Source organism: Streptococcus zalophi, from assembly GCF_016481285.1.
Taxonomy (GTDB): Bacteria; Bacillota; Bacilli; order Lactobacillales; family Streptococcaceae; genus Streptococcus; species Streptococcus zalophi.
Genome location: NZ_JAENBP010000001.1, coordinates 261,433 through 278,079, shown reverse-complemented (window position 1 = coordinate 278,079; position 16,647 = coordinate 261,433). Strand labels below are relative to the sequence as shown.

Below are 16,647 nucleotides of genomic sequence, written 5' to 3'. Positions count from 1 at the left end.
TAATAAGATGACAATTGGGAAAAAAATCTTTTTAATGCTAAGCGCCATTATCATCACAAGCGTGATTGCTATTGGTGTCTATACGACATCAGCTTTTAATTTTTCAACGGATACCTTATCAAAAACCTTTAAGGAATATAAAACCTCTGAGGAAACTAGTCAAGCGATAAAACAAACAGAACCTTTTTCTATCTTATTAATGGGAGTAGACACGGGTTCTGCTGGGCGAACTTCTAAATGGGAAGGTAATAGTGACACCATAATTCTCGTCACTATTAATCCTAATACTAATAGAACAACCATTACCAGTTTAGAGCGTGATATCCTGATTGCTCTTAGCGGACCAGAAGATAATCCTCAAACAGGTGTTGAAGCTAAATTAAATGCAGCCTATGCTTCAGGAGAAGCTCCTATGGCGATTATGACTGTTCAAGATATGCTAGGAATCACTATTGATAATTACATGCAAATCAATATGGAAGGTCTTGTGCAATTAGTTGATGTGGTTGATGGTATTACTGTCACAAACTCATTTGATTTTCCTATTTCGATTGAAGAACAAGAACCTGATTTTACGTCAACAGTTGAACCTGGAACCCACAAAATTAACGGTGATCAGGCTCTCGTTTATGCAAGAATGCGCTATGATGATCCTGAAGGAGACTATGGACGTCAAAAACGACAAAGAGAAGTCATTCAAAAGGTTATTAAAAAAATATTAGCTCTTGATGGTATTAGTAGTTACCGTAAAATTTTATCAGCAGTCAGTGATAATGTTCAAACAGATATTGAAATTAGCCCACAAACAATTCCTAGCCTTCTCGGCTATAAAGATGCCATCCAAAATATTGAGAGTTATCAGTTACGTGGGGAAGATGCCATGATAAACGGGATTAGTTATCAGATTGTAACGGCTGAACACTTGCTTGAAATCCAGAATAATATTAGAAGAGAGCTAGAGTTAGAAGAAGTGACAGAAGTGAACACAACAGCTATTCTTTATGAAAATGTTGCCCAGTATGATTTTGGAGTTACCTATAATACCGAAGATTACTCCCTATACAATGATGAAACACTTCCTGTGGAAAGTTATTAAATAAAAAACCGACAGTAATGTCGGTTTTTTATGATATTATCTTTTTAATATCTTCAATGTGTGTTTGAGTTTCTTGCTTAAAGCCTTCTAATTTATCTTTTAGGTTGTGAGTGACCTCATCTAGTTGTTCTTTTTCAATTTTTATGGTCTCTAATTGTTGTTTAATTTTTTTTAGATTTTTTTCACCAGCTGTCCACAAATCTTCCATTTCATTAGCTTCTTTTTTAATTTGGAAACGATTTTGATAGACAGTATAGGCGTAAAAACCTAACGCTGCACTTATTAAAAATGTTCTTATTTTCATTCATTTACCTCTTTTTGAATGGTTGTTGCTAATTCTGCTAGTTTAGCAAAATCAGGTTCATGTTGCACAAATTGAAAGTTGAATTCATCTCCTTCTTGATATCTTGGGAGAAGGTGGATATGAGCATGAAAAACTGTTTGCCCAGCGGCTTCTTCATTATTATTGATAATATTTAATCCTTGGGCTCCTGTAGCTTTTTTGATGGCACGAGCTAATTTGGGAACTCTGGAAAAAACAGTTTCAGCAGTAGCTTCATCCATTTCAAGCACATTTCTAACGTGTTTTTTAGGAATGACCAAGGTATGACCGTTGGTTGCTTGAGAAATATCTAAAAAAGCCAAGACATCATCATCCTCATAAACTTTACTTGAAGGAATGTCTCCAGAAACAATTTTACAAAAAATACAATTTTCCATATCATTCTCCTAACAATAGAATTTACTAATAGTATAACAAAAATTCTCTAAAATAAGGGTGATTATGATTATAATGAGAGATTAGAGGTAAGGCAATGGGTATCATCCATTGCCTTGTCTTTTTAATCGTAAATGTCTTGTAAATGACGGTGTTTGAGTTCTCTTTCAATCTTCAATCGTTGCACTTTCATGGTAGCCGTTCTTGGAATATCATCAAAAGCCATAATAATTGGTTCATTGAGTAAAGGCAAATCATTAACAGCATGCCACCAAGCATCCCAATCCATTTCAGCTTCATTTGAGACAGCCAAAATTGGTTGAGGTTGATCATCTTTGTCACGGACAATAATCACTTCATCTAAGAAAGATAATTTGTCTAATAGAAAATCTTCAATGGCAAGATTGCTATCAATGGTTTTAATAAGGTCAACTTGACGATCTTTTAATAATAAAGTACCTTCAGGTGTCAAACAACCATAATCACCACTATCCCACCAGTCGCCATAAACATTTTCTTTAAAGCGTTCATCTTCTTTGTAGTAAGTAAGAGCTCGTCCTTTTGAATAAAGTTGAATATGACCATTTTCTCCTTGGGGGAGTTCATTTCCTTTTTCATCAGTAATGCGAGCAGTTGTATAACCTTTTAAGCCAACTCCCATGTCACGACCGTTGGTTTGGTGAATAGTATCTAGTCGGTGATATCTTAAAATCATAGGCCCACATTCACTTTGGCCATAAACTTGCATAAAGACAGGATTTTGATTGTGAGAAGCGGTTAAAAATGTTTCTAATGTACCAAGATTAATCGCATCAAAAGTAGAGTGGTAATAACGAACCGAGCTAAAAATGGAAGGTTCCTTTTTTGCAAATCTTGCCCATTGAATAAAATTGTTAGGGTGAGTTTCTAGAGCCATTGGTTGGTATCTATGAAGCATCTGACTAACATTATCTTTTTTGGCAGAAGATAAAGGCATTAAAGGAAATCCCAGTTCAATCGCAGAACTAAAGCCGATGTTATATCTGGAATGAACAGGTGAGATATGAAAAGCCAAAAGTCCCTTTTTCGCCATTTTTTCAAAAATAGTTTCTTGCCATGCCACACGCCATCCCATAGATTGTGCTGAATGACAAATTAATTTTGGTACACCAGTGGTGCCTGAGGTGTGAGTCATGTATTGGATAACGTCTTCAGGTAGAAGTGTTGAGGATACAAAATCACTAGCGGCATCAACCAACTCTTTGATGGATAGCTTGTGAACAGGCACTGTGGTAGCCATTTCAAAGACACGTTCTTTTGTTTCTTCATCGTATAGGAACCATGATTTTTCAAGACGTTCAGCAAAAACATCAAGGACTCTAGCAGATAAATGATGAGAAACCATGACAGGAATAGCACCTAGATAAGTTGCAGCTACTGCTAAAAAATAGGTGTCAACAGCAGAACTTTTATAAATAACGATAAAATCTTCTTTTTTAAGACCTAAATTACCTAATTGATAAGCACGTTTTAAGATGGCTTCATGAACAGACTTGTAGGTATTCTTTTCACCTAACTCAGGGAAACTCACAAAAGGTGTGTCCAAAATGATAGGAACATCAGGAGTTTTATCTGCGGCATTTTTGAATTGTGTGTAAAGGTTTAAGGGATGATAAGAAATTTCAGTTACCATATTTTGCTCGCTTTCTTTTTTATTTTTAGTATATCATAATGAGTTAAAAATGTAGTGAATTTAATAACAAAAAGCATTATAATATATTGATATTTATAATATAATTTATTATAATAAATTATATTGTATTAAGAATCACAAACAATATAAAGAAAAGGAGAAAAAATGAAAGTTTTAGGAAAATTTATAGCTAATAAATTATTAGCTTTAGCTATTATAATCGTTTTAATTGGAGGATTATTGTTTGCATTTAGAAATTCTATAATGAGTATGTTTAATGGAACTAATAGTGCAGAATATGAATTTGTTATTGAACGATTTTCAAGACAAACAAAATTAGTTGTCGCTGATGCTGATGTAAAAACTACTCGAAATCAAAAATTTGAAAATGAAAACCTAAAAGATTGGCCAGACTGGACAAAACCAATTACAAAAGTCTTTGTTGGTAGAAGTTTAGTAGTTGATATTCCTGTAAAAACAGAATTTAAAATAGACTTGAATGATGTTAGTTCTAGTAACATTAACATTGAAAATAATGAATTAACTTTCAATAAAAAATTGGTCATTGAAGTGGATTCTCAGCAAGAAGGAGATATTACTATTTCTAAGCAAAGTAATGGTGTTGCAGATAAAGTTGTTGATGTTTTTACATCAGGTACCAAAGCTCAAGAGTTTTTGAGTGAAAAAACAAAAGAAACGATTTATAAAACATCAGAATATGTACTAGACGAAAAGAAAAACAATGTAATAGAACATGCTGAGCAATCTTTAGAACAAGTTATTAATTTAGACTCAGATAGAAATATTGATGTTGTTTTAAATGAAGATGATATTGAATTCAAGGTTGTCGATAAAAAATAATGTCTGTGTTGATTATCAATTTTACTATTTATAAAGTAACCCCATAGGAAAGAAAACTTTCCTATGGGGTTTACATTCTTAACAACTTATCCATTTTTTCTATGTTATAATAGATAAGATAGTATATCTATTATCTTTGTTATTATGATTTTGATGATGTCGTAGTAGGAAAATTAGAATAGGAAAACATATGTTAAAGGTTGAAAATGTCACTGGTGGCTATTTAAATTTACCAGTATTAAAACAAATCAGTTTTGAAGTAAATGATGGTGAGATGGTCGGGTTGATTGGCCTAAATGGAGCAGGAAAATCAACAACCATTAATGAAATAATTGGTTTTTTAACCCCTTATGAAGGCTCAATCAGTATTGATGACTTAACTCTCACTAAGGATAAGAAAAACTATCGTAAAAAAATAGGATTCATTCCTGAAACCCCAAGTTTGTATGAGGAATTGACCTTAAAAGAACATATTGAAACAGTTGCAATGGCTTATGACATTGCTGTTGATGAGGCTTTTAAGCGTGCAGAAAAATTACTACAACAGTTTCGCTTAAAGGATAAATTAGATTGGTTTCCAATGAATTTTTCTAAAGGAATGAAACAAAAAGTCATGATTATTTGTGCCTTTATTGTAGATCCCACACTCTTTATCATTGATGAACCCTTTTTAGGACTTGACCCACAAGCAATGGAAGACTTGACACAATTAATGGCTGAAGAAAAGGCTAAAGGAAAAGCTATTTTAATGACAACACATGTCTTAGATGCTGCTGAAAAAATGTGTGATCGTTTTGTGATTTTGCATCAAGGAAAAGTCCACGCCTTTGGTAGTCTGGTTGAATTACAAGAACAATTTGCCATGCCTAATGCACATCTAAACGATATTTATATGGCACTCACAAAAGAGGTTTAAGATGGAACAATTATTTTATAATCGTCGCCGAGATTTTTTAGAAAAAACCAGCAAGTATCTTCGCTACGTCTTAAATGACCATTTTGTCTTGGTACTTCTTGTTTTACTTGGCTTTATGCTAGTACAGTATCGTTATTTACTTGATCATTTTCCAGAGAATCCTCTTGGCATTTGGATTGTTATCGGTTTAATTCTTATTATATCTCTAGGACTAGGCAGTATTGCTACTTATGTTGAGCCAGCTGATAAGCAATTTTTAATTGTTAAAGAAGACGAGATCTTGGTGATTATTCATAAAGCAATGATTAGAGCTTTCATTTTTTGGGGAGCAGTTCAACTATTCGTTCTTTTTCTTTTGGTACCCATTTTTCTAGCTTTAGGGTTTATATATCTTCATCTTGGGATAATAGGACTTGTTTTACTAGCTATCAAATATGTTATTTTTCAGAAAAAGGCATCTCAATTTTTTAAACAAGAACATTTAGATTGGGATAAATTAATCACCTATGAACTTAAACGTAAACAAAGCATTTTGAAGTTTTACTCCTTATTTACAACCGTTAAAGGTCTAACAACCAGTGTCAAAAGACGTTCTTATCTTGATGGATTACTAAACAAAACACCAAAACATCACGAAAAAACGTGGTTCTATTTATTTGTGAGAGCCTTTTTAAGAAGTGGTGATTATCTTGGTTTAGCCGTTCGTTTAATTATTTTAAGTATGATGAGTCTTCTTTTTATCTCTAATCCAACTATTAGTGTTGGTTTAGCTATTTTATTTAATTATTTGTTGTTGTTTCAATTATTAACCATTTTTCATCATTTTGACTATCATTATCTCACAACGATCTATCCTATTGATAGCTCTTTAAAAGTTCAAAACATGATTGTCTTTTTAAGAGGACTAGCGCTTATTCTTTTAGTCATTGAATTGCCTTTTTCTTCTTCTGTTTTAGGAGCTTTTTTACTTATAGGTAGCAGTTTGTTGATGAGTGAATTATATTTACGCTACAAAGTCAAACAGATGATTGACTAAGTGTCTTAAAACAAGTAAAATAGTAAAGACAATGACATTAAAGGAGGGGGAAAAGTGACTTCAATAGATAAAGAGTTAACACTAAAACCGTTATTGGGAAAAAGTGGACAAGCTTTTTTAGGAACTTATCCAAATGGTGATCGGATTTTTGTTAAAAAAAATACTACCCCTATTTTGGCAGCACTTGCTAAGGAACAAATCACACCACAATTACTTTGGGCCAAGCGTTTAAGTAATGGTGATATGATGAGTGCCCAAGAATGGCTAAATGGTAGATTATTGACAAAAAAAGACATGAACAGCAAACAAGTTTGTCAAATTTTACAACGAATGCATCGTTCAAAACCTTTGGTTAATCAATTATTACAATTAAATTTTCAAATTGAAAATCCCTATGATTTACTCATCGACTGGGAAAAAAATGCACCACTACAATTACAGAAAAACACTTATTTAAAATCTGTTGTTGAAGAGATGAAACAGCAGTTACCAGAATTTCGTGCAGAGGTTGCAACGATTGTCCATGGAGATGTGAGACACAGTAATTGGGTGATAACAACCAGTGGTTTAATTTACCTTGTTGACTGGGATTCTGTGCGTTTAACCGATCGCATGTATGATGTTGCCCATATTTTAAGTCATTATGTTCCAAGAGTTCGTTGGGAAGAATGGTTAACTTATTATGGTTACAAATACAATGAAAAAGTGTTGAATAAGATTAAATGGTATGGGCAGTATGCTTTCTTATCACAAATCTTGAAGTTTTTCAATATGAGAGATATGGAGCATGTCAATCAAGAAATTTACGAACTTCGTAACTTTCAAGCATTGTTTTAGAAAGGTCACATGAGAGTCAGAAGAAGAAAAGGGGCACAAGAACACTTAGAAAACCACCCCAACTACGTAGTTTTAAAGCCTGAAGATAGTAAAGGCCAGTGGGCAAAGGTTTTTGGCAATAATAATCCCATCCATGTGGAAGTAGGTAGTGGTAAAGGACGTTTTATCACAGGAATGGCTGAGAAAAATCCAAATATTAACTATATCGGTATTGATATTCAAATGTCTGTTTTAAGTTATGCCTTAGACAAGGTTTTGGCATCGCAGTTGCCGAATATTAAATTATTGTGGGTGGACGGTTCTGAGTTGACTAATTATTTTGAAAAGGGTGAAATTTCACTCCTTTATCTCAATTTTAGCGATCCTTGGCCTAAAACGAGACATGAAAAGCGTCGTCTGACTTACAAATCTTTTTTAAAAACCTATGAGATGATTCTACCTGAACATGGTGAAATTCATTTTAAAACTGATAATCGTGGCTTGTTTGAGTATAGTTTAGCTAGCTTTTCTCAGTATGGAATGACTTTGAAACAGGTTTGGTTAGATTTGCATGCCAGTGATTATGAACAAAATGTGATGACTGAGTATGAGGAAAAATTTTCTAATAAAGGTCAGGTCATTTATCGGGTCGAGGCTCAATTTTAGTATGTTATGAATTGGTGGGAAACCACCTTATGGAGAGGTCGCATAGTGGCTGAGTGCGCTGGCTTGGAAAGCCAGTAGTGTCTGTATGGGCACTCGTGGGTTCGAATCCCATTCTCTCCTTAGACAGTGTTGATATTATTGGGTTTAGAGGCGATCTACCCACTTTTCACCCATCAATAATCTTAATATTTGAAAATGTCTTGTGTTTTTTATTAAAAAATAGTTAGTGATGTGGGTTATTTGTAAGGTAGACATTGCTAAAAGGCTTAAATACTTGCATTTTCAAAGGAGAAGTGTTATAATCAGTTAAATAATACAAGAAGGGGCGAGGGTATAACTTCGCCTCTTATCTGTGTAAGGAGGTAAATATCATCACAACTATTGTTGAATTGGTAACAAATGTTATTGCACCCGCTATTAAGGATCCCTTTGAATTAGTTGATGTTGAGTATGAAAAGATGAGAACGGACTATGTTCTTCGTATTTTAATTGATAAACCAGGAGGTATTACGGTTGAAGATACGTCACTGTTATCAGAAACCATTAGTCCATTACTTGATGACATCAAGCCCGACCCTTTTCCTGAGCAATATATGCTTGAAGTGTCAAGTCCGGGTCTAGAACGCCCCCTAAAGACTAAAGAAAGTCTTTTAAAAGCAATCAACCAGTATATTAATGTTAGTTTATACCAAGCTATTGATAAAATGAAAATCATAGAAGGTGTTTTAACAGCCTTTGATGGTGATCATCTAACCATAGTTTATATGGATAAAACTCGCAAAAAAACAATAACAATCCCTTATAAGGCAGTTGCTAAGGCACGCCTTGCAGTAAAACTTTAAGAAAGGAATTCTCTTTGCCTAGCAAAGAAAAAATAAATATGAGCAAAGAAATGCTAGAAGCTTTCCGAATTTTGGAAGAAGAAAAACATATTAATAAAGAAGACATCATTGATGCCGTTAAGGAATCCTTAAAAGCAGCTTATCGTCGTCGTTATGGTCAATCAGAAAGTGCTGTGATTGAATTTAATGAAAAAACTGGAGATTTTAACGTCTTCACTGTTCGTGAGGTCGTTGAAGAAGTCTTTGATAGTCGTTTAGAAATCAGCTTAAAAGATGCCTTGGCCATTAATTCAGCTTATGAATTAGGGGATAAGATTCGTTTTGAAGAATCACCAAAAGAATTTGGTCGTGTCGCTGCTCAAAATGCAAAACAAACCATTATGGAAAAAATGCGTTATCAGTTTAGAGAAGTGACTTATAACGAGTTTAAACAGCATGAAAATGAAATCATGACAGGTACTGTTGAGCGATTTGATGACCGCTTCATTTATGTTAATTTAGGCAGCATTGAAGCACAATTGTCTAAACAAGACCAAATTCCTGGTGAGACTTTTAAATCACATGACCGCATTGAAGTATTTGTCTACAAAGTTGAAAATAACCCTAAAGGGGTCAATGTTTTTGTGAGTAGAAGTCATCCAGAATTCATCAAACGTATTATGGAGCAAGAAATTCCAGAAGTATTTGATGGTACTGTAGAAATTATGAGTGTGGCGCGTGAAGCTGGCGACAGAACAAAAGTTGCTGTTAGAAGCCATAATCCAAACGTTGATGCTATTGGAACAATTGTTGGTCGAAAAGGTGCTAATATTCAAAAAGTCATCAGTAAATTTCACCCTAAACGTCTTGATACAAGGACAGGGACTACTGTACCAGTAGAAGAAAATATTGATGTTATTCAATGGGTTGATGACCCAGCTGAATTTATCTATAACGCAATTGCTCCTGCTGAAGTTGATCAAGTTATTTTTGATGACGTTGACCCAAGACGAGCTTTAGTTGTTGTTCCAGATGACAAGTTATCTCTTGCTATTGGACGTCGTGGACAAAATGTGCGTTTAGCAGCACATTTAACTGGCTACCGTATTGATATTAAATCTGCTAGTGAATTTGAACAACTTGAAGCAGAAGGAATCATTAATGATGAGGAGCTAGAAATACCAGATACTCCTCTTGAAGAGTCTGAGTAAAAGAATCGAGGTGTCTCATGCCAAAAAATAAGAAAGTACCTTTAAGAAAGTCAGTTGTTTCAGGTGACATTATTGATAAAAGAAACTTGCTTAGAATTGTGAAAACTAAAGATGGTGAAATAGCTATTGATCCAACAGGCAAAAAAAATGGTAGAGGGGCCTACATCAAATTAGATAATCAAGAAGCATTGATTGCTAAGAAAAAGAAGATTTTCAATCATAGTTTCTCAATGGATGTTCCAGAGAGCTTTTATGATGAACTCATTAGTTATGTTGATCATAAGGTCAAAAGAAGAGAGTTAGGTCTTGAATAATAGTAAACAATTATCCAATTTGTTAGGTTTAGCACAAAGAGCAGGAAAGCTTATTTCAGGAGAAGAATTAGTCGTTAACGCGATTCAATCCCAAAAAGCAATACTTATTTTTCTTGCAAATGATGCAGGTACAAATTTGGTAAAGAAAATAAATGATAAAAGTCATTATTACAACGTAGAAGTCTCCACAGTGTTTTCAACACTGGAATTAAGCGCTGCAATCGGCAAACCAAGAAAGGTTATAGCCGTTTGTGACGCTGGATTTTCAAAGAAAATGAGGACTCTTATGAGATAAAGGATAGGAGGACAAGATTTGTCTAAGAAAAGATTACATGAAATTGCAAAGGAAATAGGGAAAACAAGTAAAGAAGTTGTTGAACAAGCAAAATCACTTGGTTTTGCAGTTAAAACACATTCAAGTACCCTTGATGAAGCAGATGTTAAGATATTGGTTTCAAGCTTTTCTAAAGCAGCTAATAAACCGTTAGAGAAAAAAGAAACAACTGCTTCAGAAACAAGACAAAAAGTAAATGAAGAACAACTAGTAAAATCAAAAGAAACAGATAAAACTGTTACTAAAAAAACAACTAGTCAAGTTCAAAAGGTTGATAAAAAGGAAGTTGCTCAGCAAGAAACAATTCGAGTAAAACCTAAAAGTAGAAACTTCAAAGCTGAACGTGAAGCAAAAGCCAAGGCTGAAGCAGAACGTCGTCGTAAAGCAAAAGAAAATGCTACTTCGTCAGATTCTGTTAATGCTTCCAATCGTCCGAAAGAAAGAACGCAAAATAAAGCTAAGTTTAATAGTAGACGTTTTGATAATCAACGTTCTGGACGAAAAGATAATTATAAGAAAAAAGAAGAGACAAAGGTTGAAAAACCTACAACTCCTAAGATTGATTTTAAAGCTCGTGCTGCTGCTTTAAAAGCTGAACAAAATGCAGAATATTCTCGTCAAAGTGAAAGTCGTTTTAGACAAGAACAACAATCAAAAATTGAGAAAACGAAACGTGAAAAAGAAGCAAGAGAGAAACGTTTAAACAGTGTTAAAACTGAAGTTAAAAAGGTCCAAGAAGTAGAACCCGTTTTAGAGACAAAAAGCATTGTAGGAGATGTTGTTGTACCTCCAAAACAAAGTGTTGATACAAGACGTAAAAAACAAGCACGTCAGGAAAAACTTCGTCATGAAGCCGCTAACCTTGAAGATGGACCAAAACAAGGTAAAAATAAGAAAAATTGGAATAATCATAATCAAGTGAGAAATCAAAGAAATAGTAACTGGAATACGAAAAAGAAATCTAAAAAAGGTAGAAATAACAAAGATGTTGCTCCAAAACCAGTAACAGAACGTAAATTTCATGAATTACCTAAAGAATTTGAATACACAGCAGGAATGACTATTGTTGACATTGCTAAGAGAATTAAACGTGAGCCTGCTGAAATTGTTAAAAAACTCTTTATGATGGGTGTTATGGCAACACAAAACCAATCTCTTGATGCTGATACCATTGAGCTTTTAATGGTTGATTACGGTATTGAAGCACACCAAAAAATTGAAGTTGACAATGCAGATATTGAACGTTTCTTTACAGAAGAAGGTTACCTCAATCCTGAAAATATGGTTGAAAGAGCGCCAGTTGTTACCATTATGGGTCACGTTGACCACGGTAAAACAACACTTTTAGATACCCTACGTCATTCAAGAGTAGCAACAGGTGAAGCTGGTGGAATCACACAGCATATTGGTGCTTATCAGATTGAGGAAAATGGCAAGAAAATTACCTTCCTTGATACGCCAGGACATGCTGCCTTTACCAGTATGCGTGCACGTGGTGCTTCTGTCACTGACATCACTATTTTGATTGTTGCTGCTGATGATGGTGTGATGCCTCAAACGATTGAAGCTATTAATCACTCAAAAGCTGCTGGTGTACCGATTATTGTTGCCATCAATAAAATTGATAAACCAGATGCTAATCCAGAAAGAGTTATCGGTGAATTGGCTGAACATGGTGTGATGTCAACAGCCTGGGGCGGAGATTCTGAATTTGTTGAAATTTCAGCTAAGTTTGGTAAAAATCTTGATGAATTATTAGAAACCGTTTTACTTGTTGCTGAAATTCAAGAATTAAAAGCAGACCCTACTGTTCGTGCTATTGGTACGGTTATCGAAGCTCGTCTTGATAAAGGAAAAGGAGCTATTGCAACCTTACTCGTTCAGCAAGGAACACTTAATGTTCAAGACCCAATCGTTGTTGGTAATACATTTGGACGTGTGCGTGCCATGACAAATGATTTAGGTCGTCGTGTGAAAACAGCACCACCTTCAACACCTGTTTCAATCACTGGTTTAAATGAGACACCAATGGCGGGAGATCATTTTGCTGTTTACGAAGATGAAAAAGCAGCGCGTGCAGCTGGTGAAGAACGTGCTAAACGTGCACTCATTAAACAACGTCAAAATACTCATCGTGTTAGTCTTGAAAACCTCTTTGATACTCTTAAAGAAGGACAAGTCAAATCAGTCAATGTTATCATAAAAGCAGATGTTCAAGGTTCTGTTGAAGCTCTTGCTGCTTCTCTTGTTAAGATTGATGTAGAAGGTGTTAAAGTAACTGTTGTCCATGCGGCTGTTGGTGCCATCAATGAATCTGATATTACTCTTGCTGCGGCAAGTAATGCTTTAATCATAGGCTTTAATGTTCGTCCAACCCCACAAGCACGTCAACAAGCAGAAACCGATGAAGTAGATATTCGTCTTCATAGTATCATCTATAAAGTGATTGAAGAAGTTGAAGATGCCATGAAAGGAATGCTTGACCCAGAATACAAAGAAAAAATTCTTGGTGAAGCTGTTATCCGTGAAACCTTTGCTGTTTCTAAAGTTGGTACAATTGGAGGCTTCATGGTGACTAGTGGTAAGATTACTAGAGATTCTAGTGTTCGTGTCATTCGTGATAGTGTTGTTGTCTTTGATGGGAAATTAGCCAGCTTAAAACATTTCAAAGATGATGTGAAAGAAGTGACTAATGGTCGTGAAGGTGGTCTCATGATAGAGAAATATAACGACTTACAAGTAGATGACTTGATTGAAGCTTATGTGATGGAAGAAATTAAACGTTAATAGAAATGAGGTCATAAATGGGAAAATCATTTCGCATAGATCGCGTTGGTATGGAAGTCAAACGTGAAATTAATGACATTCTTCAAAAGAAAGTTCGTGATCCACGTGTCAATGGCGTTACCATCACCGATGTTCAAATGCTTGGAGATTTATCGGTTGCCAAAGTTTACTATACTATTTTATCTAATCTAGCCTCAGATAATCAAAAAGCTCATGAAGGATTAACAAAAGCTAAAGGAACTATCAAACGTGAGTTAGGTCATAACCTCACCATGTATAAAATTCCTGATTTAGTTTTTATCAAAGATGAGTCTATTGAGTATGGTAACAAGATCGATCAAATGCTTAGAGAACTTGATAAAAAAGACTAAAAGAACTGTTTGACAGTTCTTTTTTATTGACAATAATAACAAAATCACATATAATATCTACAGATGTAGACATATAAAAGGAGAAGATTATGAAATCTATTTCAGATGCCGAATGGGAAGTGATGCGTATCATTTGGACTTATCATGAGACAACTAGTAAAGAAATCATTAATGTCTTAGGACCCAAAAAAGGTTGGTCAACGTCAACAATCAAAACCCTTCTAGCTAGATTAGTGGAAAAAGAACTTGTTTCAAGTTACCGTCAAGGTAAACATTATGTTTATTCTTCTCTTATTTCTGAAGATAAGGCACAATTTTCTGAATTGAAGAAAGTATTTGCTCGTATTTGTCAAAAAAAACATGCTGGCTTGTTGTTGCAATTGCTTGATGAAACCTTAATGACGAGCGCAGATGTTCAAATATTTAGTGATAAATTGGTCGAAAAAAATGAGCATACGGTTGATGAAGTTTATTGCAATTGTGTTCCTGGTCAATGCTTATGTATGAATCATAGAAAGGAAAGCTAATGGCAAAAGATGTTTTTTTAATTGATGGCATGACTTGTGCATCGTGTGTAGCTAATGTTGAAAATAGTATTAAAAAAATTGAATCTGTCGATGATGTTGTTGTCAATTTAACCACTGAAAAAATGACTGTTAATTATAATGAGACAGAATTATCTAAAGATGACATTATTAGTGCTGTTCAAAGAGCGGGGTATGATGCCAAACTTTTTAGTGGAGATAAGAGTGAATCTATAGAAAATAGGGAAGAACGTAAATTACTGGTTATGAAAAAAAGATTGACTGGTTCTATTATCTTCACTATTCCTTTATTTTATCTCTCGATGGGAAGTATGATTGGTATGCCAATTCCTACTGTTTTATCTCCTGAGACGAATCCAACCATTTTTGCACTTGTTTTATTACTATTAACTATTCCTGTTGTTTTATTAAACTATCATTTTTATACTAACGGTTTTAAAGCTCTCTTTGCTTTAAGAGCTAATATGGATTCATTAGTTGCCCTTGCTACAACAGCAGCATTTTTATACAGCATTTATGGCACTATCGCTGTTTTTCAAGGTCACATCCATAGTCATCTTTATTATGAATCTGTTGCTGTGATTTTAACCTTGATTACTTTAGGAAAATATCTTGAGTTAATCTCTCGTGGTAAAACCTCTCAAGCGATTAAAAAGTTGTTGGCTTTATCTGCTAAAGAAGCTACTATTTTACAAGATGGTAAAGAAATAAAACTGGCTGTTGATGATGTGACTGTTGGTCAGCAAGTCATTGTTAAGCCTGGTGAGCGAATTCCACTTGATGGGATTATTATTAAGGGTCACTCAACCGTAGATGAGTCCATGCTAACTGGTGAGAGTTTACCGATTGAAAAAGCAGAAGGCCATAAAGTTTATGCTGGTACTATGAATGGCAAAGGTAGACTCATTTATCAAGTTGAAAAAGTATCAAAAGATAGTTTTCTTTCCCAAATCATTAAACTGGTGGAGGATGCACAACAAACCAAAGCCCCTATTGCTAAAATAGCGGATCAAGTCTCAGGGATATTTGTTCCTATTGTTATTGCTTTAGCCATCATTAGTGGACTTTTTTGGTTCTTTATTTTAGGTGAAAGTTTTCAATTTGCAATGACTGTAGCTGTTAGTGTTCTAGTGATTGCTTGTCCTTGTGCTTTAGGTCTTGCCACCCCAACAGCAATTATGGTCGGAACAGGAATGGCTGCTGAAAAAGGGATTTTATTCAAAAGAGGAGATGCTTTAGAGCTCGCTCATCAAGCTGATACGATTGTCTTTGATAAGACAGGGACAATTACAGAAGGAAAACCAGAAGTAGCTAGTCTTTTTGTCTATGGATTAGAAAAAGAAGATTTATTACGTTACTTAGCTTCTTTTGAAGCCATGTCTGAACATCCTTTAGCACAAGCTATTGTAAAAGAAGCAGAAGAACAACAGTTAACCTTATTAGAAGTTGACCATTTTGAATCTCTAACCGGATTTGGTATTAAGGGGCAGATTGACTCTTCAGAATTTTTAATCGGTAATGACACCTTAATGGCAAGAGAAGGTATTTCTCTAGAGCAAGTGAAATTAGATTTTGAAGCGATGACATTATCTGGTCAAACACCTATTTTCATTAGTAAAGATAAGCAGCTTATTGGATTAGTTGGTGTCGCTGATAAGATTAAAAAAGATAGCAAAGAAACTATTAGACGCTTGCAGGAAATGGGAAAAGATGTTGTGATGCTTACTGGTGATCACCATCAAACAGCACAAGCTATTGCTAAAGAATTGAATATCAAAACAATCTTTAGTCAAGTTTTACCAAATGAAAAACAAGAAGTTGTGCTGACTTTAAAAGAAAAGGGTAAAAAAGTAGCAATGGTTGGTGACGGTATTAATGACGCTCCAGCTCTTGTTACGGCAGATATTGGCATTGCGTTAGGTTCTGGAACTGATATTGCGATTGAGTCTGCTGATATCATTTTAGTACGCCCTGATATGCTTGACTTAATCACTTTATTAAGTGTTAGTCGGTTGACAATTAAGACTATCAAAGAAAATCTTTTTTGGGCATTTATCTATAATGTTTTAATGATTCCAATAGCTATGGGGATTCTTTATGGCATAAATGGTCTTTTGTTAGACCCAATGTTAGCAGGATTGGCCATGAGCTTTAGTTCTGTATCAGTTGTTTTAAACGCTTTAAGGTTAAAAAATAGAAAATTATAATTATTATCAAATAAGGAGAAAAGAATAATGGAAAAAACATATGAAATGACAGGTTTAAAATGCCAAGGCTGTGTCAATACAGTGACTGAAAAATTATCTGCTTTGAAAAGTGTAGAAAATGTTTATGTCGACTTGGAAGCCAAAGAAGTCACCATTACGGGAAGTCCTTTAAAATGGTCTTTACAACGTGCACTCAAAGGTACAAAGTTTGAAATCGGTAAAGAAATTAAAAAATAAACAGTTATGAAATAAAAAATGTGAAAAGGGTACCTGTTT

18 protein-coding genes and 1 tRNA gene are annotated in these 16,647 nt (G+C 34.5%); 16 read left to right on the top strand and 3 right to left on the bottom strand.

All coding sequences use genetic code 11. The annotated features are described in order from the left end of the window. Nucleotides 1-7 precede the first annotated feature (7 nt). Complete coding sequence (gene lytR, locus JHK64_RS01255) at nucleotides 8-1,096, top strand: glycopolymer--peptidoglycan transferase LytR (protein ID WP_199567181.1); 1,089 nt, start codon at nucleotides 8-10, stop codon at nucleotides 1,094-1,096. Between the two features lie 28 nt (nucleotides 1,097-1,124). Here the strand turns inward: lytR and JHK64_RS01250 are convergent, their stop codons facing one another. The 3 genes from JHK64_RS01250 to JHK64_RS01240 form a co-directional block, all read right to left on the bottom strand. After that, nucleotides 1,125-1,400: a hypothetical protein gene (locus tag JHK64_RS01250; protein WP_199567180.1), complete on the bottom strand. Its 276-nt coding sequence runs from the start codon at nucleotides 1,398-1,400 to the stop codon at nucleotides 1,125-1,127. Further along, entirely contained in the window at nucleotides 1,397-1,816 is a 420-nt protein-coding gene (locus JHK64_RS01245) for an HIT family protein (protein ID WP_199567179.1), read from the bottom strand. The genes JHK64_RS01250 and JHK64_RS01245 overlap by 4 nt, the downstream gene beginning before the upstream one ends. A gap of 122 nt (nucleotides 1,817-1,938) precedes the next feature. Beyond that, on the bottom strand, nucleotides 1,939-3,486 hold the full coding sequence (locus JHK64_RS01240; protein WP_199567178.1) for an AMP-binding protein: 1,548 nt from the start codon (nucleotides 3,484-3,486) through the stop codon (nucleotides 1,939-1,941). Between the two features lie 165 nt (nucleotides 3,487-3,651). Between JHK64_RS01240 and JHK64_RS01235 the strand changes: the two genes are divergently transcribed. The 15 genes from JHK64_RS01235 to JHK64_RS01165 all read left to right on the top strand — a co-directional run bounded on the left by JHK64_RS01235 (nucleotide 3,652) and on the right by JHK64_RS01165 (nucleotide 16,608). Continuing rightward, nucleotides 3,652-4,347: a hypothetical protein gene (locus JHK64_RS01235; protein ID WP_199567177.1), complete on the top strand. Its 696-nt coding sequence runs from the start codon at nucleotides 3,652-3,654 to the stop codon at nucleotides 4,345-4,347. A gap of 190 nt (nucleotides 4,348-4,537) precedes the next feature. Further along, the gene (locus tag JHK64_RS01230) at nucleotides 4,538-5,263 is read left to right on the top strand and encodes an ABC transporter ATP-binding protein (protein WP_199567176.1); all 726 of its coding nucleotides are present in this window, start codon (nucleotides 4,538-4,540) and stop codon (nucleotides 5,261-5,263) included. 1 nt (nucleotide 5,264) lies between these two features. Next, complete coding sequence (locus JHK64_RS01225; protein WP_199567175.1) at nucleotides 5,265-6,299, top strand: ABC transporter permease; 1,035 nt, start codon at nucleotides 5,265-5,267, stop codon at nucleotides 6,297-6,299. A gap of 54 nt (nucleotides 6,300-6,353) precedes the next feature. Next, nucleotides 6,354-7,136, top strand: coding sequence for a cell cycle regulator CcrZ (gene ccrZ / locus JHK64_RS01220; RefSeq protein WP_199567174.1), 783 nt, complete (start codon nucleotides 6,354-6,356; stop codon nucleotides 7,134-7,136). Between the two features lie 9 nt (nucleotides 7,137-7,145). Further along, on the top strand, nucleotides 7,146-7,781 hold the full coding sequence (trmB, locus tag JHK64_RS01215) for a tRNA (guanosine(46)-N7)-methyltransferase TrmB (protein WP_199567173.1): 636 nt from the start codon (nucleotides 7,146-7,148) through the stop codon (nucleotides 7,779-7,781). Nucleotides 7,782-7,812: 31 nt separating this feature from the next. Further along, nucleotides 7,813-7,901 (top strand) — tRNA-Ser (locus JHK64_RS01210). 230 nt (nucleotides 7,902-8,131) lie between these two features. After that, nucleotides 8,132-8,623 carry a ribosome maturation factor RimP gene (rimP, locus tag JHK64_RS01205; RefSeq protein WP_199567242.1) on the top strand — a complete coding sequence of 164 codons (492 nt, stop codon included), beginning with the start codon at nucleotides 8,132-8,134 and terminating at the stop codon, nucleotides 8,621-8,623. Nucleotides 8,624-8,661: 38 nt separating this feature from the next. Then, the gene (gene nusA, locus JHK64_RS01200) at nucleotides 8,662-9,813 is read left to right on the top strand and encodes a transcription termination factor NusA (protein ID WP_199567241.1); all 1,152 of its coding nucleotides are present in this window, start codon (nucleotides 8,662-8,664) and stop codon (nucleotides 9,811-9,813) included. Between the two features lie 17 nt (nucleotides 9,814-9,830). Beyond that, nucleotides 9,831-10,127: an RNase P modulator RnpM gene (gene rnpM / locus JHK64_RS01195; protein ID WP_199567172.1), complete on the top strand. Its 297-nt coding sequence runs from the start codon at nucleotides 9,831-9,833 to the stop codon at nucleotides 10,125-10,127. Next, a complete protein-coding gene (locus JHK64_RS01190) occupies nucleotides 10,120-10,422 on the top strand; it encodes a YlxQ-related RNA-binding protein (protein WP_199567171.1) in 303 nt (100 codons plus the stop codon). Before rnpM ends, JHK64_RS01190 begins: the two co-directional genes overlap by 8 nt. An 18-nt stretch (nucleotides 10,423-10,440) precedes the next feature. Beyond that, nucleotides 10,441-13,248: a translation initiation factor IF-2 gene (gene infB, locus JHK64_RS01185; RefSeq protein ID WP_199567170.1), complete on the top strand. Its 2,808-nt coding sequence runs from the start codon at nucleotides 10,441-10,443 to the stop codon at nucleotides 13,246-13,248. Between the two features lie 17 nt (nucleotides 13,249-13,265). Beyond that, nucleotides 13,266-13,619, top strand: a complete 354-nt coding sequence (gene rbfA / locus JHK64_RS01180; protein ID WP_199567169.1) for a 30S ribosome-binding factor RbfA — start codon at nucleotides 13,266-13,268, stop codon at nucleotides 13,617-13,619. Between the two features lie 89 nt (nucleotides 13,620-13,708). After that, nucleotides 13,709-14,146: a CopY/TcrY family copper transport repressor gene (locus tag JHK64_RS01175; protein ID WP_199567168.1), complete on the top strand. Its 438-nt coding sequence runs from the start codon at nucleotides 13,709-13,711 to the stop codon at nucleotides 14,144-14,146. Continuing rightward, entirely contained in the window at nucleotides 14,146-16,371 is a 2,226-nt protein-coding gene (locus JHK64_RS01170) for a heavy metal translocating P-type ATPase (RefSeq protein WP_199567167.1), read from the top strand. The genes JHK64_RS01175 and JHK64_RS01170 overlap by 1 nt, the downstream gene beginning before the upstream one ends. Nucleotides 16,372-16,398: 27 nt before the next feature. Further along, complete coding sequence (locus tag JHK64_RS01165; RefSeq protein ID WP_199567166.1) at nucleotides 16,399-16,608, top strand: heavy-metal-associated domain-containing protein; 210 nt, start codon at nucleotides 16,399-16,401, stop codon at nucleotides 16,606-16,608. The last annotated feature ends 39 nt before the right edge of the window (nucleotides 16,609-16,647 follow it).

Coding starts and splice junctions, on each gene's coding strand:
- lytR (WP_199567181.1), top strand. CDS start 8: ATGACAATTGGGAAAAAAATCTTTTTAATGCTAAGCGCCATTATCATC.
- JHK64_RS01250 (WP_199567180.1), bottom strand. CDS start 1,400: ATGAAAATAAGAACATTTTTAATAAGTGCAGCGTTAGGTTTTTACGCC.
- JHK64_RS01245 (WP_199567179.1), bottom strand. CDS start 1,816: ATGGAAAATTGTATTTTTTGTAAAATTGTTTCTGGAGACATTCCTTCA.
- JHK64_RS01240 (WP_199567178.1), bottom strand. CDS start 3,486: ATGGTAACTGAAATTTCTTATCATCCCTTAAACCTTTACACACAATTC.
- JHK64_RS01235 (WP_199567177.1), top strand. CDS start 3,652: ATGAAAGTTTTAGGAAAATTTATAGCTAATAAATTATTAGCTTTAGCT.
- JHK64_RS01230 (WP_199567176.1), top strand. CDS start 4,538: ATGTTAAAGGTTGAAAATGTCACTGGTGGCTATTTAAATTTACCAGTA.
- JHK64_RS01225 (WP_199567175.1), top strand. CDS start 5,265: ATGGAACAATTATTTTATAATCGTCGCCGAGATTTTTTAGAAAAAACC.
- trmB (WP_199567173.1), top strand. CDS start 7,146: ATGAGAGTCAGAAGAAGAAAAGGGGCACAAGAACACTTAGAAAACCAC.
- nusA (WP_199567241.1), top strand. CDS start 8,662: ATGAGCAAAGAAATGCTAGAAGCTTTCCGAATTTTGGAAGAAGAAAAA.
- rnpM (WP_199567172.1), top strand. CDS start 9,831: ATGCCAAAAAATAAGAAAGTACCTTTAAGAAAGTCAGTTGTTTCAGGT.
- rbfA (WP_199567169.1), top strand. CDS start 13,266: ATGGGAAAATCATTTCGCATAGATCGCGTTGGTATGGAAGTCAAACGT.
- JHK64_RS01175 (WP_199567168.1), top strand. CDS start 13,709: ATGAAATCTATTTCAGATGCCGAATGGGAAGTGATGCGTATCATTTGG.
- JHK64_RS01170 (WP_199567167.1), top strand. CDS start 14,146: ATGGCAAAAGATGTTTTTTTAATTGATGGCATGACTTGTGCATCGTGT.
- JHK64_RS01165 (WP_199567166.1), top strand. CDS start 16,399: ATGGAAAAAACATATGAAATGACAGGTTTAAAATGCCAAGGCTGTGTC.